The organism is Streptomyces racemochromogenes, assembly GCF_039535215.1.
GTDB lineage: Bacteria > Actinomycetota > Actinomycetes > Streptomycetales > Streptomycetaceae > Streptomyces > Streptomyces racemochromogenes.
This window is the reverse complement of record NZ_BAAAWT010000001.1, coordinates 225,849-252,102: the sequence shown is the minus strand read 5'-3', so window position 1 is coordinate 252,102 and position 26,254 is coordinate 225,849. Positions and strand designations below refer to the sequence as shown.

Below are 26,254 nucleotides of genomic sequence, written 5' to 3'. Positions count from 1 at the left end.
GTAACGGGAGCGCGGCCGGGTACGTGGCGGTGGGTCACCCGAATGGCAGAGCGCCGGTACACCGGACCCCGGCGGCCAGGACGCCGACCGGGTGCCCGGTGGCCGGAACACCGCCACACCGGCCGCCGCCCGTCGTTGGACGATGCGGTCCCGCCCGGGCGCCGCCCCCACCCCGCCCGCCCCCGACGCGCAGCCTCGACCGGAGCCGCCCATGACCGCTGTCGCCCTGACCCGGCGGGCACCGGCAGCCCTCCCCCTCCCCTTGAGGGTCCCGCTGGCCGCGACCGGCTGCGCGCTGCCGCTGTACGCCGTGTGGGCGGCCGTCCTCGCCACCGGCGGAGGGGACCTCGCGGCCCAGACGGCCTGGGCTGACTTCGCCGCCCGCCACCCCGGCTCCGCCTACGACCTCGCCTGGCACGGCGGGCTGCACACCGCCGCCTACAGCCTCGTCTCCCCGTACGCCATGGCCCTCTTCGGCGTGGTACCCGTGACCGTGGCGGCGGGCCTGACCGCCACCTGGCTCGCCGCGCTGCTGTGCGTACGCGGCGGGGGCCGGGCGCCGGAACGGCCCGCGCTGGCCGCGGCCCTCGCCCTGTGGTGCCATGTGGCCTCCGGGCGCACGACCTTCGTCCTGGGCGTGGCGTTCGGCCTCGCGGCCCTGCTGAGCGCCCTGCCCCGGGGGCCCGGCGGTAGCGGCGGGCGGCTCGCCGCCCCCGCGCTCTGCGCGGCCCTCTGCACCATGGCCAGCCCCGTCGCGGGTCTCTTCCTCGCGCTGACCGGCGCCGCACTGCCGCCCGCGCCCCGGCGCCGGGCCGCCGTGGCCGCCGCCCTGTCCGTACCGCCCTGCGCCGTCCTCGCCCTGACGGCCCGCCTCTTCCCCTTCCAGGGCGAGCAGCCCATGCCCCCGGAGCGGATCTGGCCCCCGCTGCTGGCGGCGCTGGCCGTCCTCGCGGCGGCGCCGCCCGCCTGGCGGTGGGTCAGACGCGCCGCAGGCCTGTACGCGGCCGCCGTCCTGCTCGCCTACGCCGTCCCGTCCCCGATGGGCACCAACGTCGAACGGCTCGCCGGCCTCGCCGCACCCGCACTCCTGCTCGCCGCCGCCGCGACGGCGACCGGCCGCGTACGCCGCGCCGCGGCCGGGGCCGGGCTCGCCCTCTGCCTGCTCTGGGTGGGCGGGAACACGGCCGCCCACCTGGGCGACACCGTCCGGGTCCCCGCCTGGGCCGCCGAGACCGACGGGGTCCTCGCGGAACTCGGCCGCCTCGGCGCCGACCGCACCCGGGTGGAGGCCGTCATGGCGCGCAGCCACCGCGAGGCCGCCGTCCTCGCCCCGTACGTCACCCTGGCGCGCGGCTGGAACCGGCAGGCGGACGTGGAACGCGGCCGCCTCTTCTACCGGGACGGCGGCCTCACCCCCGCCGCCTACCGGGCCTGGCTCGACCGGTGGGCCGTGGGCCTCGTCGTCGTCCACGACGGCCCGCCCGACGCCGCCTCCGAGGCCGAACGCGCCCTCGTCGCCGACCGGCCCGCCTACCTGGAGCCGGTGTGGCAGGACCGCAACTGGCGTATCTACCGCGTCCGGGACGCCGTCCCCCTCGTCGACCGGCCGGCCCGCGTACGGAGCTCCGACGCGGCCGCGATCACCGTCCGGGTGCCCCGCCCCGGCACGGTGACCGTGCGGATCGTCGACTCGCCCTGGCTGACGGCGGACGCCGGATGCCTCGAACCGATGCGGGACGCCCGCGGCGACCGCTTCGTCCGGCTGACCGTACGGCGGCCGGGTGACGTCACCATCGGCTCCGCCTACCTCTCCGAAGGCCGCCGATGCGCACCCTGAGGGCGATGCCCGCACGCCTCGCCCTGCTCTGCGTGCGCCGCCACCTCCTCGTCCTGCTGCTGTGGCTGCTGCTCCTGGCAGCCGGAGCGGCCGCCGCCGGACCCGTGATGGACGGCCTGGACCGGCGGCCCTGGAGCGTGGCCGCGCACGAGTCGGTGCGGGGCAACCGGCTCCTGGACGGCGTCCGCGCGTACGGCGGCCAGATCGACGCCGTGGTGTCCGGCGTGCCGGTGTCCGACCCCGCCCTCACGCGGGAACTGGCCGCCGCCCGCCGGGACCTGGCCGCCGTCCCCGGCGTACACGGCGTCACCCCCCTCACCGCAGCGGCGTACGCCGCCGACCGCCGGGCCGTCCTGCTCTCCGTACGGCTGGACCGGACCCCGGCCGGGCAGGACCGGCGGCGCTGCGAGCGGGCCGTGGAAGCCCGGCTGCGCGCCGTCCACCGGGCCGTGCCCGGCGCCGCGGTGACCCTCGGCGGAAGCGACCGGGCCCGCGCCGAGGTGGCGCGGCGGTCCCTGGCCGACACCCGGCGCGCCGAACTGATCACCCTGCCCGTCACCCTGGTGGTGGTGTACCTCCTCTTCGGCGGCCTCGTCGCGGCCGCCGTGCCCCTGGTCGCGGCCGTCGCCACCGTCGGCACCGGGATGCTCTGGCTCCTGCTGCTGTCGCGCTGCTACGACCTCACCTCCCCGGTGCTGTCCACCACCACGATGCTCGGCCTTGGCCTGGCCGTGGACTACTCCCTGCTCACGGTCGGCCGGTTCCGGGAGGAACGCGCCGCGGGCCACGACGTCCCGGAGGCGGTGGTGCGGACCATGGGCAGCGCGGGCCGCTCGGTCCTGTTCGCCGCACTGGTCGTCGCCGCCGCCCTCAGCGGGCTGGCCGCCTTCCCCAGCGACTTCTACGCCTCCCTCGGCCTGGCCGCCGCGGGCACCGTGCTGCTGTCGCTCGCCGCCGCGGTCACCCTCACCCCGGCGCTGCTCGTGGCGTGCGGCGGGCGGATCGGTGCCCGCGCCCGCCGCGAGCCCGACGAGGGCGCGTTCGCCGCGCTGGCCCGCTGGACCCGCCGCCGGGCCCCCGCCGTCGCGGTGGGCGTCGGGGTCCTGCTGCTGGCGGCGGCCGCGCCCTTCCTGCGCGTCCACCTCGTCAGCCCGGTCGGCGAACTGCAGCTGCCGCCGGGCACCGAGGCCCGGCGCTTCGCCGACCTGGTCACCGACCGGTTCCCCCAGCACCGGCCCGACGCCGTGGTGGTCGTGGCCCGCACCGGCCCGGCCCGGCTCACGGCCTGGGCGGAGCGCTTCGCGGACGCCCCGCAGGTGCAGCGGCTCGAACCCGCCACCGCGGCGGGCCCGGGGGTCGCCGTCGTGCGCCTCGTACCGGTGCCCGACGAGGACGCGGCCACCGCCACCCGCCTCGTGGAACGGCTCCGCGCGGACCGCCCCGCCGACTTCCCCGTGTGGGTGACCGGACGGGCCGCGCTCGACGCCGACTTCAGGGCCGAGGTCGTCGGGAACGCGCCCCGGGCCGCCGCCCTGATCGCCCTGACCAGCTACGTCCTGCTGCTGGCGATGACCGGCTCCGTGCTCCTGCCGCTCAAGGCGATCGTGATGAACACCCTGTCCCTCGGCGCCTCGTTCGGCGCGCTCGTCCTGGTCTTCCAGGACGGCTGGGGCGCCGGGCCGCTGGGCGTCCACACCCTGGGCGGGCTGGGCTACTGGCTGCCGGTCGTCGTGTTCGCCCTGGCCTTCGGGCTGTCCATGGACTACGAGGTGTTCCTCCTCTCCCGCATCCAGGAGGCGTACCGCGCCGGAGCCGGCAACGACCTCGCCGTCGAGGCGGGCGTACAGCGCTCCGCCCGGATCATCAGCTCCTCGGCGCTGCTGATGTGCATCGTCTTCACGGGCTTCGCGACGGGGGAGGTGCTCGTGATGAAGCAGCTGGCTACCGCCCTGACCCTGGTCGTCGTGGTCGACGCCACCCTCGTGCGCTGCCTCCTCGTGCCCGCGACGATGACCCTCCTCGGCCGCGCCAACTGGTGGGGCCCCCGCCCGTTCCGCCGCCCGCGCCCGGCCCCGCGGGAGGCCGGTGGCCCGGCCGCCCGCCCCACGGAGTCCGCCGTCACCACCAGCTGACGGCCTTTCCGCCGCTCCGCCCGGTACCCGCGCCGACGCCGGCCCCGCATGGTTCTGGCCCGGGGTCAGCCGTGCAGCTTCCACGGCGTCGGCCCGTCGCCGTGGTAGTGGCCGTACCCCACCTCGTCCATCGGGCAGGGCCGCAGCCCGTCCACCGTCCGGGGATCGCCCGCCAGGAAGGCCCGTACGATCCGGCCGGCCTGACGGGCGGGGTCCTCGTCGGTGACCGGCGCCATCATGGCGAACTCCTCGGCGCGCCCGTACCGGCCCTGCGCATCCCGCTCCTCGCGGAAGAAGTAGAGCAGGACCTGCCCGGGGTGCTTCGGGTCCGTCCACACGTGGCCGAGCTCGCACGACCACCGCTCCAGCCACCCGGTCTGCCCGCGCAGCCCGTCGAGCACCAGTCGCGAGACCGTCTGTGCCGGCCACTCCCATCCGCCGTCCCGGCGGGCCCGCTCCAGCTCGGCGTCGTACTGGGCGGCGTCGAAGCGGTACTCGGGGAGCGCCTGGATCCCCGCCTCGGCGGACTCCCAGCTCCACACGACGATGTCGCCGTCGCGCCGCAGCGTCAGGTACAGCAGGTCGTGGCAGCCGCACGCCTTGGAGGCGAACTCCACCCAGTGGGCCCCCTCACCCACCGACAAGGGGCCGTCGGGCACCAGCCAGTCCCGGGGATCGCCGCACTGGACCCCGTGGTCCTCCTGCCCGAAGGCCGCCTCGATCACGTCCACCCCGTCGACCAGCGGGCGGACCTCCAGGTACTCGTACGGCCCGAACGCCGGGTCGTTCCGGACGGACAGGCGCAGAACGTTCAATTCCTCGGTCATCGGGACAGGCTGACCTCCCGCCGGCCGCGGTGTCACCCGGTTTTGGCGCCCGTCCGCGTGCCGTATAGTTGATCTCGAGCCCGCCGCCGCGGAACACGGCGACCGGGACGATGCGTTGGTGGTCCAAGGAAAGACACCCCACTTCCCGTGGGGGAATGCAGGTGCAAGGCCTGCCCAGCGCTCGAACGAAGGCCCCGGCCTCCTCACGGAGACCGGGGCCTTCTGCTTCACCGCGAACGGGAGCAGGGCTACCGACGTACCGCCACGTCGAGCCTGACCGTGTAGTGCTCCCGCAGCCGGCCGTCCGGGAAGAGGGCGAGCAGGCGGGCGCGTTCGGCTTCGAGGAAGGTGTCCGTACCGGGCTCTGCCACCAGGAAGAGCGAGTGCGTGGAGAGCTTGCCGAGGTGCGCCTCGACGGAGACGGGCCGGGACCAGCGCAGCCGGCGCGTGGTGAAGTCCAGGCCGGGCAGGGGACGGGCCGGCTCGTTGACGTACCAGCCGGGGCCGAAGTGCTTCTCGATGCGCGCCTGCTGGTCGGCGATCCACTCCACGTCCGTGTCGGGGTCGTTGGACCAGACGGCCAGCGCGCCCCCGGGCCGCAGGACGCGCAGGGCCTCGGGGCCGGCGAGGGCCGGGTCCGTCCAGTGCCAGGACTGCGCGTAGGTCAGCAGGTCGGTGCCCTCCGTGGCCAGCGGCAGCCGGTCGCCGTCCCCGCGCACGAGGGCGATCCCCGGATTGCGGCGACGGAACTCGGCGGCCATGCCCTCCGAGGGCTCCACCGCCACCACCCGGGCCCCGCGGGCGTGCAGGAGCGCGCTCGCGATGCCGGTGCCCGCGCCGACGTCCGCGACGCGGGCACCGGCCAGCGGGAACCCGGCCAGCTCCTCGACGGTGTCGAAGAGCGCGGCCGGATAGGAGGGCCGGTGCGCGGCGTAGCGGGCCGCCGCGGAACCGAACGAACGAGCACGGGATCCGGTCGTCATACCGTCCATCATGGACGCCCGGTCAAGAGCACCCGGCCCACCGGCCCAGCGGCTCAGTCGATCCGGAGCTCCCCCATCCGGCTCCAGCCGGTGGCGCCGGCGATGGTGGTGCTGACGATGTCGGGCGTACGGGCGACCAGCGGACGCATGGTCTCCAGGGCCTTGGTGAAGTGCTCGGAGGTGACGTGGGCTTCGGCCGCGTCGTCCTGGAACGCCTCGACCAGGACGTACGTGTCCGGCTCCTCCAGGCTGCGGGACCACTCGAACCAGAGGTTGCCCGGTTCGGCGCGGGTGGCGCGGGTGAACTCCGCGACCTTCTCCGGCCACTGGTCCACGTATTCGGGCTTGACGGCGAATTTCACCACAATGAAGATCATTCAGCCATTGTAGGCACGGGCCTGTCAGGACCCCTCCTGGAGGTAGGCGGCGATCAGGGCCAGGTCGTTGGCGATGCCCACCACGTCCTCCGGGTCGGCGGTCGGCGTCATCGCGCCCGTGACCCCCGCGTAGAAGGTGTCGAAGCGCCCGCCGCCCTTGTCCAGGTAGCCGGCGATGGTGATGGCCCCCACGGACAGCCTGTCGTTGAGGAGGTCGCCGCCGACGGCCGCGCCGGTCTTCGCGAACACCTTGCCGCGCGCGGGACAGTCACGGCAGTTCTGCGCGAGCAGCCCGTCGACCCCGAGGACGGGCAGCGCCTCCCGGAACCGCCGCGCGTCCGGCGTGCCCTGCCAGTACGCCAGCATCTGCACCAGCGCCCGGGGCGTGACCCGGTCGGCCGGATTGCCGCCCCGGCCGTCCATCAGGGCCACCTGCTCGCGGTCGACGCCCGCCCGGTCCAGGAAGGCGGCGAGCACCGGGAAGCCCGCGGCGCACTGCCGGCTGCCGGTGGTGACGGCCAGCAGGCAGACGTCCAGGTTGGCGCCGAGGTTGTGACTGACCTTCAGGATCAGCTTCGCGTACTGCTCGTACGGGGGAGAGGTGTACGCGGCCACGCGCGGCCGGCCCGCGTAGTCGCGCGGCAGCCGGGCCACAGGATTGGGCCCGGTGGCGCCGGCGGTGACCTCCACGCCGGCCCGGCCCAGCGCCTCGATCAGCGCCGTCCGGCCGAACGCGGCCGGGTCCGTGACCGGGGCGGTGCGCAGCAGCGGCCGGGCGTCCGCGGCGATGGTGCCGGACAGCCGGATGCGGGTGCCGCCGTCGGAGGCCGTCACCGTGATGTCCGTCGGCTTCCCGGCGGCGACGGTCCTCACCGTGGACGTGACCTCGTACGGGGCGACCTTGGGCCGCCATTCCAGCCGGGCGGCGGCGCCCGCGCGGTCGCCCGGGGTGGTCAGCAGGTCGACGAGGTTGTCGTTGACGATCAGGGGGGTCGGTACCGGGTCGAGGCCCGGGTCGGGGGCGAAGAGCCGGCTGTCGACGATCACGTCGCCCTCGACGCGGGTGATGCCCGCCGCGCGGACCTGCCGGGCGAGCTCGTCGATCCCGGCGAGGGGGTTCTCCGGGGTGAGGGTGGCACCCGGGAAGTCGTTGGCGTAGGTGTGGTCGAGGTCGGTGTACGCGACCGTCCCGTCGGGCCGGGTCCGGCCGCCCAGGGTGAGGTCGCCCTGCGCGACGAGGTCGAGGTCGCCGGTCAGGGTGGATCCGGCGCGCCGGCCGACCGCGTAGAGGGGCGTCACGAAGCGGTGGTCCGGGCCGAGGGTCTGCCAGGTGGCGGAGACGGGGAACAGCTTCGCCGTGGACCCCGGTATGAAGAACTGACCCGGGAACATGCTGTGCAGCACCCGGCCGTCACCCGGTTCCGTCTGCAGCAGCCCCCACTGCGCGTGGCGGTACTCCGGTTTGCCCATGATCTCCGTGATGCGGGGGTCGAGGCCGGCCCCGGAGGCCTCCGGCGGGGGCACCGGCGACGGAGAGGGGGCAGCACGGGCGCCCGTACCGCAGGTGAGCGCCAGCAGCAGGGCGGCGCAGCAGCCGGCCGTCCGGCGCCGCAGCGCCACGGGCAGGATCGCAGTTCCCACGGCGCGCTCCGTTCGTCGCGGCCGCCTTCCCCGGCGGCCCGAGCCCCGTCAACAGCGTGCCACGCCCCTCTGGGCCCCGCACGTCACCCGTTCGCCGCAGCGGCCCGCCCCTCCGGGCCCCGCACGTCACCCGTTCGCCGCAGCCGCAGCCGCAGCCGCAGCCGCAGCCGCAGCCGCAGCCGCAGCCGCAGCCGCAGCGGCAGCGGCCCCGCCCCCGGCCCGAACCGCCGCCGGCGCCCCGCCCGCCTCCCGGCGCATCAGGGCCCGCAGCTCGGCGGCGACGCCGAGCCCGCTGTGCCGCCCGCTCGGTCAGCCGGCACACCAGGGCGAGCCGTTCCCCCGTGAGCCAGGCCGACGGCGTCGTTCCCAGCTGTGCCCGTGACCGGCGGTGCGGGCCGACCGCCGCGGGCGCGGCGAGGCCGGCGACCGTGCTCGGCGCGTCCGGCTCCGTCAGGGTCGGTGGGGGAGGATCAGGGTGTCCGCCGTGTCGGCCGCCTCGAGCCCGGCCACCGCCATGAGCGTGAAGAACCCGCCGCCCCTCATGCGTGCGCGGCTCTTCCTGTTCCCCGGCGGAGCGCTTCGCGTCTCCCCGCGCGGGCCCGGCGGGCAGCGCACGTCGCACTCTGCGCGGGCCGCCTGTCGCCGCCCCAGGGCGCGGAGCGCAGGCCGCACGCGCCGTCGTCCTCCCGCTCGAACCCGGCGGGAAACCGCCCGCACCAGTCGTCTTGTGGCCCCGGGCAGGGCTGGCTACAGTCCCGTGTTACACGTGTAACTCGGCAGGAGTCACGTGCAGCTCTCCGCGTGAAAGGGCCGCAATGACGCATTCGCTCCCGGTCGAGCCCGACCTGACCTGGCCGCCCCCTCCCTTCCTGGCGCCCGTAGCGCCCGTGGTCGCCGAGGACGGCGTACGCCGCTTCGACGGGGTCACCTACGCCACCCGGCCGGGCTACCGGCCGCGCCTGCTGGACGTCCAGGTGCCCGCCACCGCCCGGGGCCCCGTCCCGGCCGTGGTCTGGATCCACGGCGGCGGCTGGCTGGAGGGCGACCGGCGCTACCCGCCGCCGACCGTCCCTGCCGCGCTGCTGCACGGCGCGGTGCTGGCGGCCGGGCTCGCCCTGGTCTCCATCGACTACCGGCACAGCCTCGAAGCACCCTTCCCGGCGCAGCTGCACGACGTGAAGGCCGCCATCCGCTACGTCCGGAAGTTCGCCGGCGCCTTCGGCGTCGACCCGGACCGCATCGCGGTCTGGGGCGAGTCCGCGGGCGGCCACCTCGCCGCCCTCGCGGGCCTGACCGGCCCTCACACCCCCGGCGCCGCCGCCCTGGAGGGCACCGAGGGCGTCGGCGCCGGCGACACCTCGGTACGGGCCGTCGTCGACTGGTACGGCGTCTGCGATCTGCTCGCCCTGCGCGGGCACCCCATGCCGCCGATGCCGCCGGGTGTGCAGTACCCGGACCCGTACGAGGCGCTGCTCGGCGGTACCGAGGAGGAGCGGCCGGCGCTGGCCCGCGCCGCGAGCCCGGTCGCGTACGCCGCCGACGGACACGGCGTGCCGCCGCCGTTCCTGCTGGTCCACGGTACCCGGGACGGCCTGGTCCCCTACAGCCAGAGCGAGGCGCTCGACGCGGCGCTCCGCGCGGTCGGCGGGGAATGCGAACTGGAGCCGGTGGAGGACGCCGACCACATCTTCCTCGGCGTCCCGGACGTGGCCCCGATCGTGGCCCGCAGCGTGGCCTTCCTCGCCCGCCACCTGGACGCCTGAGCCGCGCCCGTGAGCGAGAGACCCGTTCCCGGGCACCGCACGGCCGGCGTGCTGCCGCTCGGCCTGCTGCTGGCCGGGGCCGCCGTCCTGGTGACGGCGGTCGTCCGCGCCGACCCCGCCCGCCCGCCGTTCCAGGGCGCCGACCAACGCTGGCTCGACCTGATGGGCGGGCCGCACCGGGGCGTTCCCGCCGCCGCGGCGGCGTTCCTGAACTGGTTCGGGGGGCCGGCGGGCGTCGTCGTACCGCTCGGCCTGCTGGCCTTCCTGCTGGTGCGCGGGCGCTGGTGGTCGGCCTGCTGCCTGCTCGCCGCCTACCTCGGGGCCAACCTGCTCGTCGTCCAGACCCTCAAGCACCTGGTGGACCGGCCGCGCCCGGAGAACCCGCTGGTCCGCGTCGACCACGGCTCCTTCCCCTCCGGCCACGGGGCCGCGGCGGCGGCGCTCGTGGTGCTGGCCGGCGCGCTGCTCGTGCCGGCGGCGCGGCGTCGGGCCTGGTGGTGCGCGGGGACGCTGTTCACGCTGGCCATGATGTGGAGCCGTACGTGGCTGCACGCGCACTGGCTCAGCGACACCGTCGCCGGGGCGCTGGCGGGGGCCGCGGCCGCGCTGCTGGTGTGGCGCGCCTTCATGCCCGTACTCGCCCGGGAGGGGCGTGGCTCCGTACGGTCCGAGGGTGTGCCGCGGAGAGTGCCGCCGCAGGCCGCCGGAGGCTGAGGCCGGGGCGGGCGCGGCCGGGAGGCCCCGGGGGGATCCTCCCGGCCGCCGCCTCAGGAGGACTGGCGGTGCACCAGCGCCGGTTCGATGCCCGCCACCCCGGGTGCCGTGCCCCGGGCGACCAGGGCGTGCAGGGCGTCCGCCACGGAGGCGGCGGAGGGCAGCTCCAGTGCGACGCTGGTCAGCGCGGGCCGCTGGAGCGCCGACAGCACCAGGTCGTCACAGCCGACGACGGCCACCTCGTCCGGCACCGGGATCCCCTCCGCCATGAGCGCGTGCATCAGCAGGGCCGCGTACTCGTCGTTGTACGCGAAGACGGCGTCCAGGCCGAGCTCCCGCCACCGCCGGGCCAGCGCCGTCGCGGACTCCCGGGTGTAGGCCAGCTCGACGGGGGTGACGGTCACCGGATGCCGCGCGGCGACCTGCTCGGCGCCGGCCAGCCGCGGCCGGGCGAGGGTGTCCAGGCCGCGCTCGCGCGGGATGACCACCCCGATCCGGGTCCGGCCCCGGTCGATGAGGTGCCGGGTCGCGGTCGCGCCGACGGAGGTGTGGTCGAAGGCGATGGTGTGCACCCCCTCCACCGGGTGCGAGGCGAAGGCCAGCGTCCCGCGCACCCCGGCGCGGCGCAGCACCTCGGCCGTCTGCGGGGTGAGCCGGTCGCCGTCGAGGGAGAGCACCGCGGCGGGCCGCAACTCGGCCCAGGCGCGGGCGGCTTCGAGCGGATCGTCGAAGCGGCCGGCGTGCATGACGGTGGTGTAGCCGTGCCGCTCCAGCTCGCTGACCAGGTCGTCCACCCACTCGCTCACCAGGCGTCCGACCGCGGAGACGGAGGCGGGCATCAGGACGAGGTTGCTGCGGCCCGCGCGCAGGGACCGGGCGGCCGCGTTCGGCACGTAGCCGAGCTGCGCGGCCGCGGCCAGCACCCGCGCCCGGGTGCCCTCGCTGACCCGGTGGCCCTGGGTGTCGTTGAGTACGAACGAGACGGTGGCGCGGGACACCCCGGCCAGGCGGGCGACGTCCGCGCTGGTGGCCGACGCGGGAGCCGATGCCTCTTTCGCCATGGCGTGTTCATCGCTCCCCGTAGCCCGGTGCTGCCTTCCCGTGTGCAGGTTACACGAGTTAAAGCCGAAAGCCCGGGGCGCTGTCGCGGCGCCGGGCGTCGGCCGCTCGGCCGCGTCGGCCGCTCCGGTCGGGGGTGATCGGCCGGGAAATCCGATTGATCACCGTTCGCGACCCCGGTTAGCGTCCCCCGCATGACCACTCCCTCCCTCACCGATGCCACGGGTTCCACCGGCCCCGCCGACTGGCGCGAGGCCAACCGGGCCAACTGGGACGAGCGCGTCCCGATCCACCTCGGCACCTCCTTCTACGACATCCCCGCCTTCGTGGCGGGCCGGGACTCGCTGCAGGACTTCGAGCCCGACGAGGTCGGCGACGTAGGCGGCAGGTCCCTGCTCCACCTCCAGTGCCACATCGGGCTGGACACCCTCTCCTGGGCCCGCCGCGGAGCCACCGTCACCGGCCTCGACTTCTCCGGGCCGGCCGTGGCCGCCGCGGGCGAGCTCGCCGAGCGGATCGGCGCCGGCACCGCGCGCTTCGTCACCGCCGACGTGTACGACGCCGTCGAGGCCCTGGGCGGGCAGACCTTCGACATCGTCTACACCGGCTTCGGGGCGCTGTGCTGGCTCCCCGACATCACCCGGTGGGCGCGGACGGTGGCGGAGCTCGTCGCCCCCGGCGGCTTCCTCTACCTCGCCGAGTACCACCCCTTCGCCGACGTCCTCTCCGAGGACGGACGGGCCGTCGAGCACGACTACTTCGAGCGCGGGGCGATGGTCTACGACGAACCCGGCACCTATGCCGACCCCGGGGCGCCGACCAGGTCGAACCGGACCGTCGAATGGCTGCACGGCGTCGGAGAGGTCGTCAGCGCCCTTGCCGCCGCGGGCCTGCGCCTGGAGTTCCTGCACGAGCACGACCACGGCCACTTCCGCCTCCCGGCCGGGCTGTACGTCCCCCAGGTCTACTCGCTCCGCGCGGTGAAACCGCGGTAGCGGAGCCTCCTCTTTCGTGGGCTATAGTTGATCTCGAGCCCGCCGCCGCGGAACACGGCGAACGGGACGATGCGTTGGTGGTCCAAGGAAAGACACCCCACTTCCCGTGGGGGGATGCAGGTGCAAGGCCTGCCCAGCGCTCGGAAGAAGGCCCCGGCCTCCTCACGGAGACCGGGGCCTTCCTGCGTCGCCGGCCGTACGGTCCGAGCCGCCGTCAGCTGCTGCGCCGGACGAGCGTGTAGCGCCAGAGCAGGCGTCGGCGCAGGCGCACGCCGGGAAGCGTCCGCCGGGCCACGTCGGAGATTTCGGCGAAGCCCGTGGACGCCGGACGGGTGGGGGCGGTCGTCGCGGCCGGGCGGGGTGCCCCGCGGCCGCGGTTCCTGACCCAGGCCATGGCGACGTTCGCCGGTATCGCGGCGGCGCCGATGAGGCGGTCGACGGCCGACTGCGCGGCGAGGTGCGGCGCCGGGCGGCGCGGGTCTGGGGGCACCTCCCAGCGGTAGCTGGGGGAGCGAGATCCGGGAGACACGGCCTGGGTCACCGCTGCCCGAGCCGACGTCCAGGGCGCGGCCGAAGCGGTGGGGGAGGTGCCGCAGGATCCAGCGGTGGTAGTGGGCGTTGTGGTCCCACGGGTGTGCCGCGTGGAACCGGGCGAGGGCCTGGAGGCGGTGCGCCGATGTCGTCATGGGCCGATTCGATCACCCCGGGCGCGCGGCGGGCCCCCCGGGTGGGAGCAGCTCCGGATGCGGGGCCCGGGGGCGTTGCCCACAATGATCGTGAAGCGCGGCAGCGGACGGCCGGACCGCCGACGAGACGATCGCGGGGCTGGAGATGGCGCAAGCGTCCCGGGCGGCGGGCCGCGGCCCGCGCCACCGGCTGCTGCCCCCGGCCCTCGCGTGGCTCGTGGCCAACCTCCTCACCTGGGCCGTCGCCAGGGCCTCCGTCGCGGGCGACGGCTCCCCGGTGCGGTACTGGTCCACCGGCGGCCGCAGCCGCTGGGACTCCGCCCACTACCTGTCCATCGCCGAGACCGGCTACGAGATGTTCCGCTGCCGGGACCGCTATCCGGACTTCCCCGACGTCGTCTGCGGGAACGTCGCCTGGTTCCCCGGATACCCCATGTCCGTCCGGGCGGTCTCCGCCACCGGCCTCTCCTACCAGCTGTCCGCCGCCGTCGTCACCGAGGCCGCCCTGCTCGGCATGTTCGCCGTGCTGTGGGGGCTGCTCGGCGCCCGGCTCACCCCGGCCACCGGCCTCACCCTCGCCGTCGCCACCGTGTTCCCGGGCGGCGTCTACTTCCACGCCCTGTTCCCGGTCTCCACCGCCACCCTGGCCCTGCTGGTCTGCGTCGCCGGGGTGCGGCGCGGCTCGTGGACGGTCGCCGCCGCCGGCGGGTTCGCCTCCGCCGCCTGCCATCCCGTCGGCGCCGTCGCCGCCGGCATGCTGCTGCTGAGCGCCCTCTTCGCGTGGCGCGCCGACACCTGGCCGGTCCGGTGCGCGAAGGCCGGCTCGGCGGCGGTCGTCTCCGGCTGCGGCGTGCTCTGGGCCGAGTGGCTGATGTGGCAGGCGACCGGCCGCTGGGACGCGTACGAGACCCTCCAGGAGTCCAGCTACGGACAGGGCGGGGTGCACCAGCCCTTCGACCAGATGGCGGCGGCCTACCGCTTCCCGTTCAAGGACTGGTACACGCCCCCGGGGCACCTCCCGTGGCTGGTGCGTCACGCGCTCGACGCGCACCGGACGCAGCTCTGGCTCGACACCGCCTTCGTCCTCCTCGTCATCGCCACGGCCCTGGCCCTGCTCGTCCGCCGCCGCGGGCTCGACGCGGGGGAGTGGGCCGCGACCGTCCTGACGGCGGCGGTCTTCCTCGTGCCCTTCCTGGCCGGCGCGGAGATGTCCTGGTACCGCAACCACGCGCAGATGTTCGTCGGGCTGCTCCTCGTCGCGCGCATGCCGCGCTGGGTCCAGGTGCCGCTGCTGGCGTGCTGCGCCGCGCAGTACGCCCTGCTCGGCGCGATGTTCTTCGCCGGAGTGCTGGTGTGACGGTGGGCCCCGGGCCCCGGGGCCCGGGCGCCGGGAGTTCGAGGACAGACCCTAGGGCTGCTCCCCGTCCGTGTCACGGGCCACGAAGTAGGCCGGCCGTGCCTGCACGGCGGTGTAGATGCGGGCCACGTACTCGCCGAGCATCCCCACGCAGAACAGCTGGACCGCGCCGAAGAACAGGACCGTCGTGATCAGGGAGGTCCAGCCGGGCAGGGTGTTGCCCGTGGCGTGGGCGACGAGGGTCCAGACGAGGAACCCGAGGCAGACGGCGAGGCTGCCGGCGCCGATCGCCGTGGCCAGGCGCAGGGGCGCCGCCGAGAAGCTGGTGACGCTGTCCAGGGCCAGCAGGACCATCTTGTGCAGGGGGTACTTGGTGGTGCCCGCCACCCGCTCCCCGCGCTGGTAGGTGATCCGGCCGTCGGGGAAGCCCAGCCACGGGATGAGCAGCCGGTGGATCTGCTGCTGCTCGGGCAGGGACTTGAGGGTCTCCACCACCTGGCGGGACAGCAGCCGGAAGTCCCCGGCCTGGGCCGGTACGTGGGGGCCCGCCAGACGGCGCATCAGCCAGTAGTAGCCGGCGGCCGTCCGGCGTTTGAAGCCGCTGTCGGCCGAGCGGTCCGTCCGGACGCCGTACACCACGTCCAGGCCGTCCGACCGGGCCAGCTCCAGCATCCGCGGGATGACCTCCGGCGGGTCCTGGAGGTCGGCGTCCATGCTGACCACGTAGGCGCCCCGGGCGCGGTGCAGTCCGGCCGTCAGGGCCGCCTGGTGGCCGCTGTTGCGCCGGAGGGTGACGACGCGGAGCCCCGGCCAGTCGCCGCGCAGGTCCTCCAGCACCCGGGGGGTCTTGTCGGTCGAGCCGTCGTCGACGGCGAGGACCTCGTACGGTTCCCCCAGCCGGTCCAGCACGGGCCGCAGCCGCGCCGCCAGAGCGGGCAGGGACTCCTCCTCGTTGAAGACGGGAACCACGATCGACAGGAAGACCGGTCCGCCGGGTGGGTCGCACACAGCACTCATGATGCGGGAACAGCCCGGACCGGGCACTCCGGGCCGCCGCGTCCGCGGGGGATCCCGCGGCCGTCAGCCCGCGGGCCTGTCCTCTGCCCGGCCGGTCACCACCAGGTCGCCGTCCGCCGTACGCCGGGCCAGCACCCCGGTGCGCAGGAAGCCGTCGGGGGTGAAGCGGCCGGCCCCTTCCCCGGCCGGCCGGTAGTGGCCGCGCGGGGTGTACGGGCCGCGCGCCAGGAGCTCGCCGGGCTCCCCGTCCGGCACGCCCCGGCCGTCGGCGCCGACGAGGCGGATCTCGTCGTCGGGCGAGAGCGGGCGGCCCTGGGTGCCGTACACCGTCTCGTCCGGGTCGGCGGGCCGGGTGAGCACGACCGGCCCGCCGGGCGGGGCGAACACCTGCTGCGGCCGGGCGCCCAGCCGGGACGCCAGCCGCTCGGCGGTCGCCCGGGGCAGGGGCGCTCCGCCGCCGCTCTGCACCAGACGCAGAGTGCTCACGTCGGCTCCGGCCGAGGGCAGCGCGTCGAGCCAGGCGGCGGCGTCGTCGGGCGGCAGCGACGTGACGGTGACCCGCTCCCGCTCGACGAGCGGCAGGCATGCGGCGGGATCCGGTCCGTCGGCCAGGACCACCGTCCCGCCGGCGGTGAGCGTGCCGATGATGCCGGGGCAGCCGAGGGCGAAGGAGGACGCGGCGGGCAGTGCGGCCAGGTACACGTCGTCCTCGGTGAGCGACACCAGCTCGGCGGCGGCCCGCGCCTGGTAGGCGAAGTCGTTGTGGGTGCGGGGCACGAGCACCGGCCCGCCGCCGACGCCGTCCCCGTCGCCCACCAGCAGGAACGCCACCCGGCCGGCGTCCGGCGGGAGCGCCGGCTCGGGTGCGGCGTCGACGGAACCCAGCGGGGCGTACTGGCAGTTCGACGCGTCGGTCGTCAGACCGCCGTACGGGGACCCGGTGCCCGGCGGCTCATAGGTGAACACCCGGCGCAGGAAGGGCCGGCGGGCGGCGGTGTCCGCGGCCATCGCCGTGTGGTCGAAGCCCCGGTACTCGGCCGGGCCGACGTAGCCGACGGCCTGGGTGACCCGTACGAGCTCGGGCACGTCGGGGTGGGGGAGCGGGCACAGGACGGGGACCACACCGGCGCGCATGAGCGCGAACGTGCCGACGACGAACTCCGGGACGTTCGGCAGCTGGACGACGACCCGCATACCGGGCCGCAGTCCGCGCAGCCGGAACCCGGCGGCCATCCGGTCCACCCGCCGGTTCAGGTTCGCGTACGTGAGGCGGGTCCCGCCGTGCACGAGCGCGGTCCGCGGCCCGTACTGCAGGGCCCAGCCGCGCAGCAGGTTGTCCAGGGTGCTGCCGCCCCAGTGGCCCGCCGCCCAGTAGCGGTCGACGAACGCCTGCGGCCACGGGGTGCAGCCTTCGAGCATGGATGCCATCGGATTCCTTCCGTGCGTGACCTCGGCAATTCCAGTCCGCCCAGGTCCCCGTGCGCAATGCGCCGTCCCGACCATGGGGGCGGACCCCGGTCAGCAGAAGATCCAAAACGGCACCGTCCGGCCCGGCCGGAGGGCCGGGCCGGACGGTGCCGCCTGCCGTCAGGCGTCCGCCACCGCGTGCATCGGGGTGAGCGCTGCGGCCCGGCGGGCGGGCAGCGCGGCCGCCGCCACGCCGACGGCGAGGGAGAGCAGGACGACCAGGGCGAGGGTGCCCCAGGGGAGGGAGAAGGAGTACTGCGGGATGGCCCCGTTGGCCAGGCCGCTGACCTTCCAGGCCCCGAACAGGCCGCCCGCGAGCCCGAGCAGGGTGCCGTACGCGGCGACCGTGAGCGACTCCAGGCGGATCATGCCGCGGACGCCGGCGCGGTCCATGCCGACGGCCCGCAGGACGCCGATCTCCCGGGTGCGTTCGGCGACCGACATGGCCAGCGTGTTGACCATCCCGAGCGCGGAGATGACCACGCCGATGGCGAGCAGCCCGAACACCAGGGTGATCAGGTCCCCGGCGACGCCCGCCTGTTCCCGTACCAGCTGCGCACGGCTCTGGACCTTCAGCAGGGGGCTGTTGTCGACGGCAGCGCGCAGCCGCCCGCCGAGGTCCCCGGAGCCGGCCACCAGGACCCGCTGGACGGAGTCGCGCAGGTAGCCGTACCGCTGGACGTCGGCGCGGTCGGCGAGCACGTCCCGCGCGGTGGGGTTGTCCTGGTAGACCCCGACGACGGTGTAGGGCCGGTCGCGGTCCTCCCCGGCACCGGGGCCGACGGCCGCCCGGACCCGGTTGCCGGTGCCGATCCGGTTGTCGCGGGCGAAGGACGCCGAGACCGCGATCCGGCCCGGCCCGAGGTCCTCGGCGGAGCCGCTGGTGAAGCGGAGCCTCATGACGGCCTCCACGCTCTTCGGGTCGACGCCCGACACCTGCCCCGCCCCGGCCCCGACCGAGATCCCGGAGTCCGCGACGGCGGAGGCGGTCGATACCCCGGGGACGGCGGCGATCCGCCGGACCGCGGCCGCGTCGACGGCGGTGGTCGCGTCGCGGGTGCCGATGACGTAGTCGGCGCGCAGGCCGGCGGCCGCCTGGGAGTCCAGGGCCCGGGCGGAGGAGTGCTCGATGACGGAGAGACCGGTCACCAGCGCCGTGCTGATCATCAGGGCGACGGCGGTGGCCGCCGTACGCCGGGGGTCGCGCAGGGCGTTGTCCCTGGCGAGGCCGCCCGCCACGCCGAACCGGCCGGTGACCCGGCCGATGAGCCGGACCACCGGACCCGCCAGCAGCGGCGCCAGCAGGATCAGCCCGGTCACGAGGACGCCGCAGCCGAACAGCGCCGTCCGCAGGTTCTCGTCCGAGGCGTCCTTCGCCCCGCCCAGGGAGAAGAGCAGACCGGCACCCAGCAGGACCACTGCCGCGCCGGCCGCGCCCCGGATCCGGGACAGCGTCGCGGACGGCGGCTGCTCGGCGGTGCGCATCGCCTCGACGGGCGCGATCCGGGCGGCACGCCGGGACGGCAGCCAGGCGGCCAGGACCGTGACGCCGACGCCCACCGCGAGCGAGGCGGCGACGGGAGCGGGGCCGACCACCAGCGGGCCGCCGGGCAGCAGGTCCTCACCCGTGCCGAGCAGGCCGGGCAGGGCGGCGGCCACACCGAGGCCCATGCCGAACCCGATCACGGAGGCGACCAGACCCACCAGGGCCGCTTCCGCGAGCACGGAGCGGACCACCTGGCGGCGGGTGGCGCCGATCGCGCGGAGCAGGGCGATCTCCCGGGTGCGCCGGGTGATGAGCATGGTGAAGGTGTTGATGATGAGGAAGGAGCCGATGAAGAGCGACACCGCGGCGAAGAGCAGGGGCAGCCGGGCGTAGCTGCGGGTCTTGGTGCCGATGAAGACGGACTGCTGGTCGGCCTTGGCGCTCGCGGTGGTGGCCTGCGCCCGGTCGGCGGGCAGCAGCGCGCCGACCCGCCGCGCGAGGTCGCTCTGGTCGGTGCCGGGCGTGGCGGACAGGTCGATCCCGGTGTAGCGGCCGGGCGCGGCGAACAGCTTCTGGGCGGTGGCCTTGTCGAACACCGCCAGGGTGCCGCCCGAGGTGACCCGGGTGTCGCCGGTGGAGACGATGCCGACCAGCCGCGGCTTCAGCACGGGGCCGTCGACGGCCAGGCTGACGGTGTCGCCGAGGGCGTACCCGCCGGCCGTGGCGGTGCCCCGGTCCAGGGCCACCTCGCCGCCGTCGCGCGGGGCGCGGCCGGCCGTCAGCGGATAGCGGGCGTCCTTGCCGTCGGGTCCGGGTACGTACCCGGCGGCGAGCTTGCCCATCGCGTTGCCGGCCCGCATCGGCGAGCCGTCCTTCGCGGCCAGCGTCACCGACCCGTCGACGGCGGGGCGGGCCGAGGCGACCCCGGGGACGGCGGCCAGCCTGGCCGCGAGGGCGTCGTCGAGGACGCTCGTGCGTTCACCGGCGGGGGCGCCGACCGGGTAGGCGGGGTCGACGGTGACCGCGATCCCGGCGTAGTCGCGCGCCATGGAGGCGCGGTAGGCGGCGGTGGTGGAGTCCGCGAAGACGAGCGACCCGGAGATGAACGCGACCCCGAGACAGACCGCGAGGACGGTCATGATCAGGCGCGCCTTGTGGGCGAGGACGTTGCGCAGGGCTGTTCGCAGCATGGTGGGCTTTCGGAAGGCTGGAAGGGCTCGGAAGGGCTCGGAAGGCCCGGAGGGCTCGGAGGGCCCGGCGAGCGGGACGTGAGGGCGGGGGCGGGGCCGGCGCCGTCAGCTGGTGCGGCCCTGGGCCTCGAAGGCGAGCATCCGGTCCAGCACGGCGCCGGAGGTCGGCTCCCGCAGCTCGTCCACCAGCCGGCCGTCGGCGAGGAACACCACCCGGTCGGCATGGGCGGCGGCGACCGGGTCGTGGGTGACCATCACCACCGTCTGGCCCAGCTCCCGGACCGAGTCGCGCAGGAACCCGAGCACCTCCGCGCCGGAACGCGAGTCGAGGTTGCCGGTCGGCTCGTCGGCGAACACGATCTCCGGACGCGAGACCAGCGCCCGGGCCACGGCCACGCGCTGCTGCTGGCCACCGGACAGCTCGGCCGGCCGGTGCGCGAGCCGCCCGGCGAGCCCGACGGTGGCGACGACGGTGTCCAGCCACGCCGCCTCGGGCTGCCGCCCGGCGAGCCGCAGCGGCAGGGTGATGTTCTCCAGCGCCGTGAGGGTGGGCAGCAGGTTGAAGCCCTGGAAGACGAAGCCGACCTTCTCCCGCCGCAGCCGCGTCAGCCGCCGGTCGTTCAGCTCGGACAGCTCGACCCCGCCGATCCGCGCCGAACCGGACGTCACCGGGTCCAGGCCGGCCATGCAGTGCATCAGCGTGGACTTGCCCGAGCCGGAGGGCCCCATCACCGCCGTGAACCGGCCCCGCGCGAACTCCACCGACACCGAGTCCAGGGCGGTGACCCGCGTCCCGCCCCTCCCGTACGTCTTGGTCAGCCCCGTCGCGCGGGCCGCCGGCTCGACGGGGGCCGGGGGCGAGGAGGGCGCGGGGGAGGAGGGAAACGCGTGCGACATGGATGCTCCGGCTGAAGTACGACGGCCCGCGGAACATGCCGCGAGCCGGGGGGACACCTCCATCCTCACCGCGCTGACCTGCGCGGACATCGGCCTCAAGGCGCGAGTGGGCCTCTGCCGAAAGGGCGGCCCGGACCGGCTCCCCTCTGCCGGACGGCAGAGGCCGCGGCCGTTGCCCTCCCTCCCCGGGCAGAGCCGGGGATCAGGAGGCCAGCCCGGTCCGGTGCGCCAGCAGCGCCGCCTGGACCCGGCTCGTCGAACCCGTCTTGTCCAGGATCGCCCCCACGTGGGTCTTCACCGTGCCGGTCCCGATGCCGAGCCGCGCCGCGATCTCCTGGTTCGACAGCCCCTCGCCGAGCGCCGCGAGGACGTCCCGCTCACGGCCCGTCAGCCGGGCGATCCGCTCGTCCGCGTCCGCGCCGCCCGCCCCGGCGGGCTCCGGCGCGCCCAGCATCCGGGAGATCACCGCCCCGGTGACGCCCGGGGAGAGCACGGCGTCGCCCGCCGCGGCGGCGCGTACCGCGCTGATCAGCTCCTGCGGGCCCTCGTCCTTCAGCAGGAACCCGGCGGCGCCCTCCCGTAGCGCCCGCACGACGTTCTCGTCGTCGCCGAAGGTCGTCAGCATCACCACCCTCGGTGCCGGATCGAGCGCGAGCAGCGGCGCGATGGCCGCCAGTCCGTCGCACACCGGCATGCGGATGTCGACCAGCGCCACGTCCGGGTGGTGGACGGCGGCCAGTTCGACGGCCTGCCGCCCGTCCGCCGCCTCCGCGACCACCTCGATGCCGTCGGCGTGCCTCAGGATCAGGCGCACACCGTGCCTGATCATCGTCTCGTCGTCGGCGAGCAGGACACGGATCGGCCCGTCGGGCTCGGTCAAGGGGTCTCCCAGGGTGAGGCGTCCCGCACCGACGGGACGGTGAAACGGTCGACGGCGATCAGACGCTGTCCGGCGTCGAAGCAGTAGCGGGCCACCAGCAGGCCGCCCGGGCGGACCTCGGTCGCGCCGTTGAACGGGTACGCGCAGCCGGCCGTGCCGGCCGGGCGCGGCGGCTCGTGCCCCGTGGCGGCCGCGCGCACCGCCTTGTTGTCGACGACGCCGAGCCCCGTCACCTCGTCGTACGTCATCCCGACCCGCGGCAGCGGGCGCGGCCCGGAGTCCGGCCGCGGCGCGCTGCCGTACACGAAGGCGGTCGCCAGGGCCATCAGCACGCACAGCGCCCCCAGTCCCAGGGCGAGCGTCAGCGCGTTCGCCGCCCCTCCCTCGGCGCCGCCGCCCTCCGCGCCCAAGGCGGCGCCGGCCCCCTGCGGCCCGGCGGCGTGCGGGACGACCGCGTCACCGGGCTCCGCCGGCAGGACCGCGTCCACCAGGAACCCGCCGGACGGCAGCGGGGCCGCCTCGAAGGACCCGCCGAGGACCTCCACGCGCTCCCGGAGCCCCGTCAGGCCGCGCCCGGTCCCCAGGCTCCCGGCCGGGACGGGCGGCCCGGACGGCGCGCCGTTGCGCACGGTGATCCGTACGGCCTCCCCCTCGTGCGCGACGCCGACGGTGACGTGGGCCGAGGGGGCGTACCGGTGGACGTTGGTCAGGGCCTCGCGCACCACCCGGTGCGCCGCCCTGCGCACCGCCGCGGGGCGGCCGTCCAGGTCCGGTCCCGTCCAGTCCAGCCGTACGGCCACCCCGCCGCCCCTGGACTCCGCCACCAGCGCCTCGACGTCGGCGCGGGTGCCCGTCGCGTCCGTGAGGACGCCGGGACCGGCGTCGCGGCCCAGCGGGCCGAGCACGCCGAGGACCTGCCGCAGCTCGCTCATCGCGTCCCGGGTGGTCCGGCGTACCAGGACGGCCTCCTCGCGCAGCTCCGGAGCGGCCCGGTCCAGGGCCAGTTCCAGCCCGCCCGCGTGCAGCGAGATCAGGCTGAGCCGGTGGCCGAGGAGGTCGTGCATCTCGGCGGCGATACGGGAGCGCTCGTGGGTGCGGGCCTCGCTGTCGGCCGCCAGCCGGGCCCGCTCCGCCGCGTCCCCGCGCTCGCGCAGGGCCCGTACCAGGCGCTGCTGCTGCCCCTGCGCCGTACCCACCAGCCCCGGGACGATCACCGCCGTCGGCGCCAGGGCCAGCCCGAGCGCCAGACCGTACGGGACGGGCCCCGGCCCCACCACGGGCGCGGCCGCCGTGGCGGTGGCCACCAGCAGGACCGCCGCCGCGGCCGGCAGCCGGGCACGCCGCCGTGCCCGGACCGTCCGCCGCGCCAGCCCGTACGCGGCCACCGCCGCGAGCGGACCGGCGCCGCCCGACAGCCCGGTCAGCACGGCCAGCGCGAGCAGGACCGGCCCGGGGAAGCGGCCGCGCAGCGGGAAGAGCAGGGCGGCGGCGGCGATCACCAGCAGCTGGAACGACGGGTGCGGCGCGAGCCCGGCCCACGCGACGGCCGCGAACACGCCCAGGCCCAGCAGGGCCACCCCGGCGGCCTGGGCCGCCGTACGCGCCCACCCGGAGGGTGGGGCCCCGCGCGGCGGGCCGGGGACAGGACGGGGGATCGGGGGAGTGCGCACCACGCTGACCAGTATTGACGCGGGCGGCGGCCACGGCATGAGCCTCGCGGTGGATCCGCCCCTCTGCCGAAGGACAGAGGCGGCGGGGGACCGGCCGCTCAGGCGATCCGGCGGGCCCCCGCCGACGGCACGGCGTCCAGCACCGCCGGGCGGAGAAACCCGGCCGCCGCGAAGGCGTCCGACACGGCCCGGCCCACGGACTCCGCCCGCCCGGCCGGGACCAGGGCGATCACGGAACCGCCGAACCCGCCGCCGGTCATCCGCGCCCCCAGCGCACCCGCCGCGACGGCGGCGTCCACCGCGAGGTCGGTCTCCGGGCAGGAGACCCGGTAGTCGTCGCGGAGGGAGGCGTGCCCGGCGGTCAGCAGCGGGCCCAGGGCCTCCGGCCGGCCGGCCGTCAGGCGGTCCACGGCCCGGCCGACCCGGGCGTTCTCGGTGACCACGTGCCGCACCAGCGGGACGAGTTCGCCGGGCAGCCCGGCCAGCGCGCCCGCCAGCCCCCGCTCGTCGAGGTCCCGCAGGGCGGGCAGGCCCAGCAGCCGCGCGGCCCGCTCGCACCCCGCCCGCAGGGCGGCGTACGCCCCGTCGGCGAGGTCGTGCTTGACCCGGGTGTCCAGCACCAGCAGCGACAGCCCGTGCCCGGTGAGGTCGAAGGGGACCTGCCGGACCGACGGACCCCGGCTGTCCAGGTGCAGGGCGCTGCCCTCGGCACAGCACAGCGAGGCCATCTGGTCCATGACCCCGCACGGCACGCCGGCGAAGGCGTTCTCCGCGTACTGCGCCACCCGTGCCAGCTCAGGCCGCTCCAGCCGCAGCCCGTACAGCTCGTCGTAGGCGACGGCCACCGCGCACTCCAGGGCCGCGGACGAGGACAGTCCGGCACCCGTGGGCACCGTGCTGTCCACGTGCAGGTCGGCCCCGCCGACGGGCAGGCCCCGCTCGCGCAGCGCCCAGACCACCCCGGCGGGATACCGGGCCCAGCCGTCGGCCGCGCCGGGGGCGAGCTCGGCCACCGCGAACTCGGCGACCCGGCCGTCGCCCTGGGCGCTGTGCACCCGCAGCAGGCCGTCGCCGCGCCGGCGGGCGGCGAGCAGGGTGGTCCGCGGCAGGGCCATGGGCAGGGCGAAGCCGTCGTTGTAGTCGGTGTGCTCGCCGATCAGGTTGACCCGGCCCGGTGCGGCCCAGACCCCCTCCGGCGGGCGGCCGTGGATCCGCTCGAACTCCTCGCGCACCCGCGCCGTCACCGTGCCTCCCGCAGTCGCCGGGCCGCCGTCTCCGGAGCCACGTCGTTCATGAACGCGTCCATGCCGGACTCCGTCCCGGCCAGGTACTTCAGCTTGTCGGCGGCCCGCCGGACGGTGAACAGCTCCAGGTGGAGGGCGAGTTCACCGCCGTCGGCCGTCGGGGCCTGGTGCCAGGCCGAGACGTACGGGGTGGGCTCGGCCAGCCCGAAGAGGCGGTCGAAGCGGCGCAGCAGGTCCAGGTACAGGCCGGGGAACTCGGCCCGCTCGGCCTCGTCGAGGCAGGTCAGGTCGGCCACCCGGCGGTGCGGGTACAGGTGCACCTCGTACGGCCAGCGGGCGGCGTACGGGACGAACGCCGTCCAGTGCTCCCCGGCGAGCACCACCCGCTCCGTGGCCGCGCGGGCCTCGGCGAGCAGGTCCTCGAAGAGGTTCCGCCCGGTGGCGGCGCGGTGGGCGGCCGCCGCGGCGAGGTGCTTGACGGTGCGCGGAGTGGGCGTGGAGAAGGCGTAGATCTGCCCGTGCGGGTGCGGGAGGGTGACGCCGATCTCGGCGCCCCGGTTCTCGAAGCAGTACACCTGGCGGGTGCCGGGACGGGCCGACAGTTCGGCGGTCCGGTCGGTCCAGGCGTCCAGCACCAGCCGGGCCCGCGCGGGGGTGAGTGCGGCGAACCCGCAGTCGTGGTCCGGGGTGAAGCACACCACCTCGCACCGGCCGGCCGCGCCGGACAGGGAGGGGAAACGGTTCTCGAAGACGGCCACCTCGTAGTCGGCGGCCGGGATCTCGCTCAGCAGTCCCTCCCGGGACGGACACAGCGGGCAGGCGTCGGCGGCCGGACGGTAGGTGCGGGACTGCCGGTGGGCGGCGACGGTGACCCAGTCCCCGGTCGCCGGATCCCGGCGCAGCTCGGGGGCGCTCACGACCGGGTCGAGCGGCCGGAGGTCCTTGGCGCCGCGGTCCCTGCCGGGGGAGCTGTCGTAGTAGATGAGCTCGCGGCCGTCCGCGAGTTCGGTGACGGTCCTGTGCACGTGCGCGTCCTCGCCTCGGTGGCCGTGGTTCGCGGGGCGGTCAGGGAGCCGGCCGCCGCGGAGGACGACCGGGGCGTGCGGCCCCTCCCCGGACGGGGCCGGCGTGGACCCGATCATACGGCCGTCCGTGGATCACCCGTGCGAGAACGGGAACACCCCGGCCCGCGCCTCCGGGGCCGGGTGCCCCCGGCGCGCCGCGCGGACCCGTCGAGCCCGGTCTTCCGGCGGCGGGGCGGGCGAGGGAGGGTTCCCGGCCGGGCTTCACCCGTGGGCGGTCGGGGCCGGGCCCCGTGACGGCGTGACGGCGTGACGCCGTGGGCCGGAGCGGCCCCGGTCGGCTATCCGCCGTCGGCCGAGAAGTGCTGGTAGTCCGGGCTCGACCACCACTCGCCGCCCCAGTGCCAGCCGACGCGGCGGAACGCCCTGGCCGGCACGCCGTCCTCGGTGATCATCCCGGGGCGGGCCCGGTTCCGCCGCAGGTAGGCCCGGCCCGCCGGCGGGTGCACCGTCCCGCCCCGGTCGACGTACGGGTTCTCGACCGGGTTGACGTCCACGGCCAGCCCCCACGAGTGCCGCGACAGCCTCCCGGAGTCCCCGGTCACCGGCCGGCAGTTGAAGGCCGAGGTGTTGTCGTCGGCCATCGCCGCGAGGTCGTCGCCGCCGTAGTCGGCCGCCACGCGCATCCGCCGGATCGGGAAACGGGCCTCCAGTGCCCGGCCGAAGACGTACAGCAGCGGCTGCACCGCGTCCTGGTGGACGACCAGCTCGCCCCGGTGGACCTTCCCGTCGAAGCCCCAGTGGTTCATCCGGATCAGCCGCAGCCGCTCCGCCGGCACCGGGCAGCCGGCCCGCATGCTCGCCCCCAGCTTCCCCGCCGGCACGCCCGACACCTGCGCCACGAGCGCCGCCGTCGCGGCCGGCACCGGCACTCGGGACCGCTCCCGCCCGGAGGGCGCGCAACCGGGCGCCGCGCTCGCGCACAGCACGGCGACCGCGGTCAGGGATGC

General features: G+C 76.1%; 21 protein-coding genes and 1 pseudogene. 6 read left to right on the top strand and 16 right to left on the bottom strand.

The window, feature by feature from the left end; genetic code table 11:
• The first annotated feature begins 211 nt into the window (after window positions 1-211).
• The gene (locus ABD973_RS01285; protein ID WP_345497790.1) at window positions 212-1,837 is read left to right on the top strand and encodes a hypothetical protein; all 1,626 of its coding nucleotides are present in this window, start codon (window positions 212-214) and stop codon (window positions 1,835-1,837) included.
• Window positions 1,838-1,842: 5 nt separating this feature from the next.
• The gene (locus ABD973_RS01280; RefSeq protein WP_345497788.1) at window positions 1,843-3,969 is read left to right on the top strand and encodes an MMPL family transporter; all 2,127 of its coding nucleotides are present in this window, start codon (window positions 1,843-1,845) and stop codon (window positions 3,967-3,969) included.
• Between the two features lie 65 nt (window positions 3,970-4,034).
• Here the strand turns inward: ABD973_RS01280 and ABD973_RS01275 are convergent, their stop codons facing one another.
• The 5 genes and pseudogenes from ABD973_RS01275 to ABD973_RS34685 form a co-directional block, all read right to left on the bottom strand.
• Window positions 4,035-4,796, bottom strand: a complete 762-nt coding sequence (locus ABD973_RS01275) for a hypothetical protein (RefSeq protein ID WP_345497786.1) — start codon at window positions 4,794-4,796, stop codon at window positions 4,035-4,037.
• Window positions 4,797-5,044: 248 nt separating this feature from the next.
• Window positions 5,045-5,779 carry a class I SAM-dependent methyltransferase gene (locus ABD973_RS01270; RefSeq protein WP_345497784.1) on the bottom strand — a complete coding sequence of 245 codons (735 nt, stop codon included), beginning with the start codon at window positions 5,777-5,779 and terminating at the stop codon, window positions 5,045-5,047.
• Window positions 5,780-5,832: 53 nt separating this feature from the next.
• Window positions 5,833-6,156, bottom strand: coding sequence for a putative quinol monooxygenase (locus ABD973_RS01265; protein ID WP_125823592.1), 324 nt, complete (start codon window positions 6,154-6,156; stop codon window positions 5,833-5,835).
• Between the two features lie 24 nt (window positions 6,157-6,180).
• A complete protein-coding gene (gene dacB, locus ABD973_RS01260) occupies window positions 6,181-7,797 on the bottom strand; it encodes a D-alanyl-D-alanine carboxypeptidase/D-alanyl-D-alanine endopeptidase (protein WP_345497781.1) in 1,617 nt (538 codons plus the stop codon).
• Between the two features lie 126 nt (window positions 7,798-7,923).
• Window positions 7,924-8,469: pseudogene (locus tag ABD973_RS34685) on the bottom strand (hypothetical protein).
• A 143-nt stretch (window positions 8,470-8,612) separates the two neighbouring features.
• Between ABD973_RS34685 and ABD973_RS01250 the strand changes: the two are divergent.
• A complete protein-coding gene (locus ABD973_RS01250) occupies window positions 8,613-9,560 on the top strand; it encodes an alpha/beta hydrolase fold domain-containing protein (RefSeq protein WP_345497779.1) in 948 nt (315 codons plus the stop codon).
• 9 nt (window positions 9,561-9,569) lie between these two features.
• On the top strand, window positions 9,570-10,274 hold the full coding sequence (locus ABD973_RS01245) for a phosphatase PAP2 family protein (RefSeq protein WP_345497777.1): 705 nt from the start codon (window positions 9,570-9,572) through the stop codon (window positions 10,272-10,274).
• A gap of 53 nt (window positions 10,275-10,327) precedes the next feature.
• Here ABD973_RS01245 and ABD973_RS01240 read toward each other — a convergent pair whose 3' ends face one another.
• Window positions 10,328-11,335 (bottom strand): LacI family DNA-binding transcriptional regulator, encoded by a 1,008-nt coding sequence (locus ABD973_RS01240; RefSeq protein ID WP_125823594.1) that lies wholly within the window; start codon window positions 11,333-11,335, stop codon window positions 10,328-10,330.
• A 192-nt stretch (window positions 11,336-11,527) separates the two neighbouring features.
• Here ABD973_RS01240 and ABD973_RS01235 point away from each other — a divergent pair, with 192 nt between their 5' ends.
• Entirely contained in the window at window positions 11,528-12,328 is an 801-nt protein-coding gene (locus ABD973_RS01235; protein WP_345497774.1) for a class I SAM-dependent methyltransferase, read from the top strand.
• A gap of 214 nt (window positions 12,329-12,542) precedes the next feature.
• On the opposite strand, the gene ABD973_RS01230 is transcribed toward ABD973_RS01235, so the two are convergent.
• Window positions 12,543-12,818 carry a hypothetical protein gene (locus tag ABD973_RS01230; protein ID WP_345497772.1) on the bottom strand — a complete coding sequence of 92 codons (276 nt, stop codon included), beginning with the start codon at window positions 12,816-12,818 and terminating at the stop codon, window positions 12,543-12,545.
• Between the two features lie 341 nt (window positions 12,819-13,159).
• On the opposite strand from ABD973_RS01230, the gene ABD973_RS01225 reads away from it, so the two are divergent.
• Entirely contained in the window at window positions 13,160-14,371 is a 1,212-nt protein-coding gene (locus tag ABD973_RS01225) for a hypothetical protein (RefSeq protein ID WP_345497770.1), read from the top strand.
• 51 nt (window positions 14,372-14,422) lie between these two features.
• On the opposite strand, the gene ABD973_RS01220 is transcribed toward ABD973_RS01225, so the two are convergent.
• The 9 genes from ABD973_RS01220 to ABD973_RS01180 all read right to left on the bottom strand — a co-directional run bounded on the left by ABD973_RS01220 (window position 14,423) and on the right by ABD973_RS01180 (window position 26,176).
• Window positions 14,423-15,388, bottom strand: a complete 966-nt coding sequence (locus ABD973_RS01220) for a glycosyltransferase family 2 protein (protein ID WP_125823597.1) — start codon at window positions 15,386-15,388, stop codon at window positions 14,423-14,425.
• Window positions 15,389-15,451: 63 nt separating this feature from the next.
• Complete coding sequence (locus ABD973_RS01215) at window positions 15,452-16,816, bottom strand: AMP-binding protein (RefSeq protein WP_345497768.1); 1,365 nt, start codon at window positions 16,814-16,816, stop codon at window positions 15,452-15,454.
• Between the two features lie 159 nt (window positions 16,817-16,975).
• Window positions 16,976-19,531 carry an ABC transporter permease gene (locus tag ABD973_RS01210; RefSeq protein WP_345497766.1) on the bottom strand — a complete coding sequence of 852 codons (2,556 nt, stop codon included), beginning with the start codon at window positions 19,529-19,531 and terminating at the stop codon, window positions 16,976-16,978.
• Between the two features lie 105 nt (window positions 19,532-19,636).
• Window positions 19,637-20,428, bottom strand: coding sequence for an ABC transporter ATP-binding protein (locus ABD973_RS01205; protein ID WP_345497764.1), 792 nt, complete (start codon window positions 20,426-20,428; stop codon window positions 19,637-19,639).
• A 202-nt stretch (window positions 20,429-20,630) separates the two neighbouring features.
• A complete protein-coding gene (locus tag ABD973_RS01200; RefSeq protein WP_125823601.1) occupies window positions 20,631-21,308 on the bottom strand; it encodes a response regulator in 678 nt (225 codons plus the stop codon).
• A complete protein-coding gene (locus ABD973_RS01195) occupies window positions 21,305-23,017 on the bottom strand; it encodes a sensor histidine kinase (RefSeq protein ID WP_386382122.1) in 1,713 nt (570 codons plus the stop codon). Before ABD973_RS01195 ends, ABD973_RS01200 begins: the two co-directional genes overlap by 4 nt.
• A 59-nt stretch (window positions 23,018-23,076) precedes the next feature.
• Entirely contained in the window at window positions 23,077-24,222 is a 1,146-nt protein-coding gene (gene galK, locus ABD973_RS01190; RefSeq protein WP_125823602.1) for a galactokinase, read from the bottom strand.
• The gene (gene galT / locus ABD973_RS01185) at window positions 24,219-25,247 is read right to left on the bottom strand and encodes a galactose-1-phosphate uridylyltransferase (RefSeq protein ID WP_125823603.1); all 1,029 of its coding nucleotides are present in this window, start codon (window positions 25,245-25,247) and stop codon (window positions 24,219-24,221) included. The genes galK and galT overlap by 4 nt, the downstream gene beginning before the upstream one ends.
• 338 nt (window positions 25,248-25,585) lie before the next feature.
• Window positions 25,586-26,176 carry a M15 family metallopeptidase gene (locus tag ABD973_RS01180; RefSeq protein WP_345497759.1) on the bottom strand — a complete coding sequence of 197 codons (591 nt, stop codon included), beginning with the start codon at window positions 26,174-26,176 and terminating at the stop codon, window positions 25,586-25,588.
• Window positions 26,177-26,254: the final 78 nt, after the last annotated feature.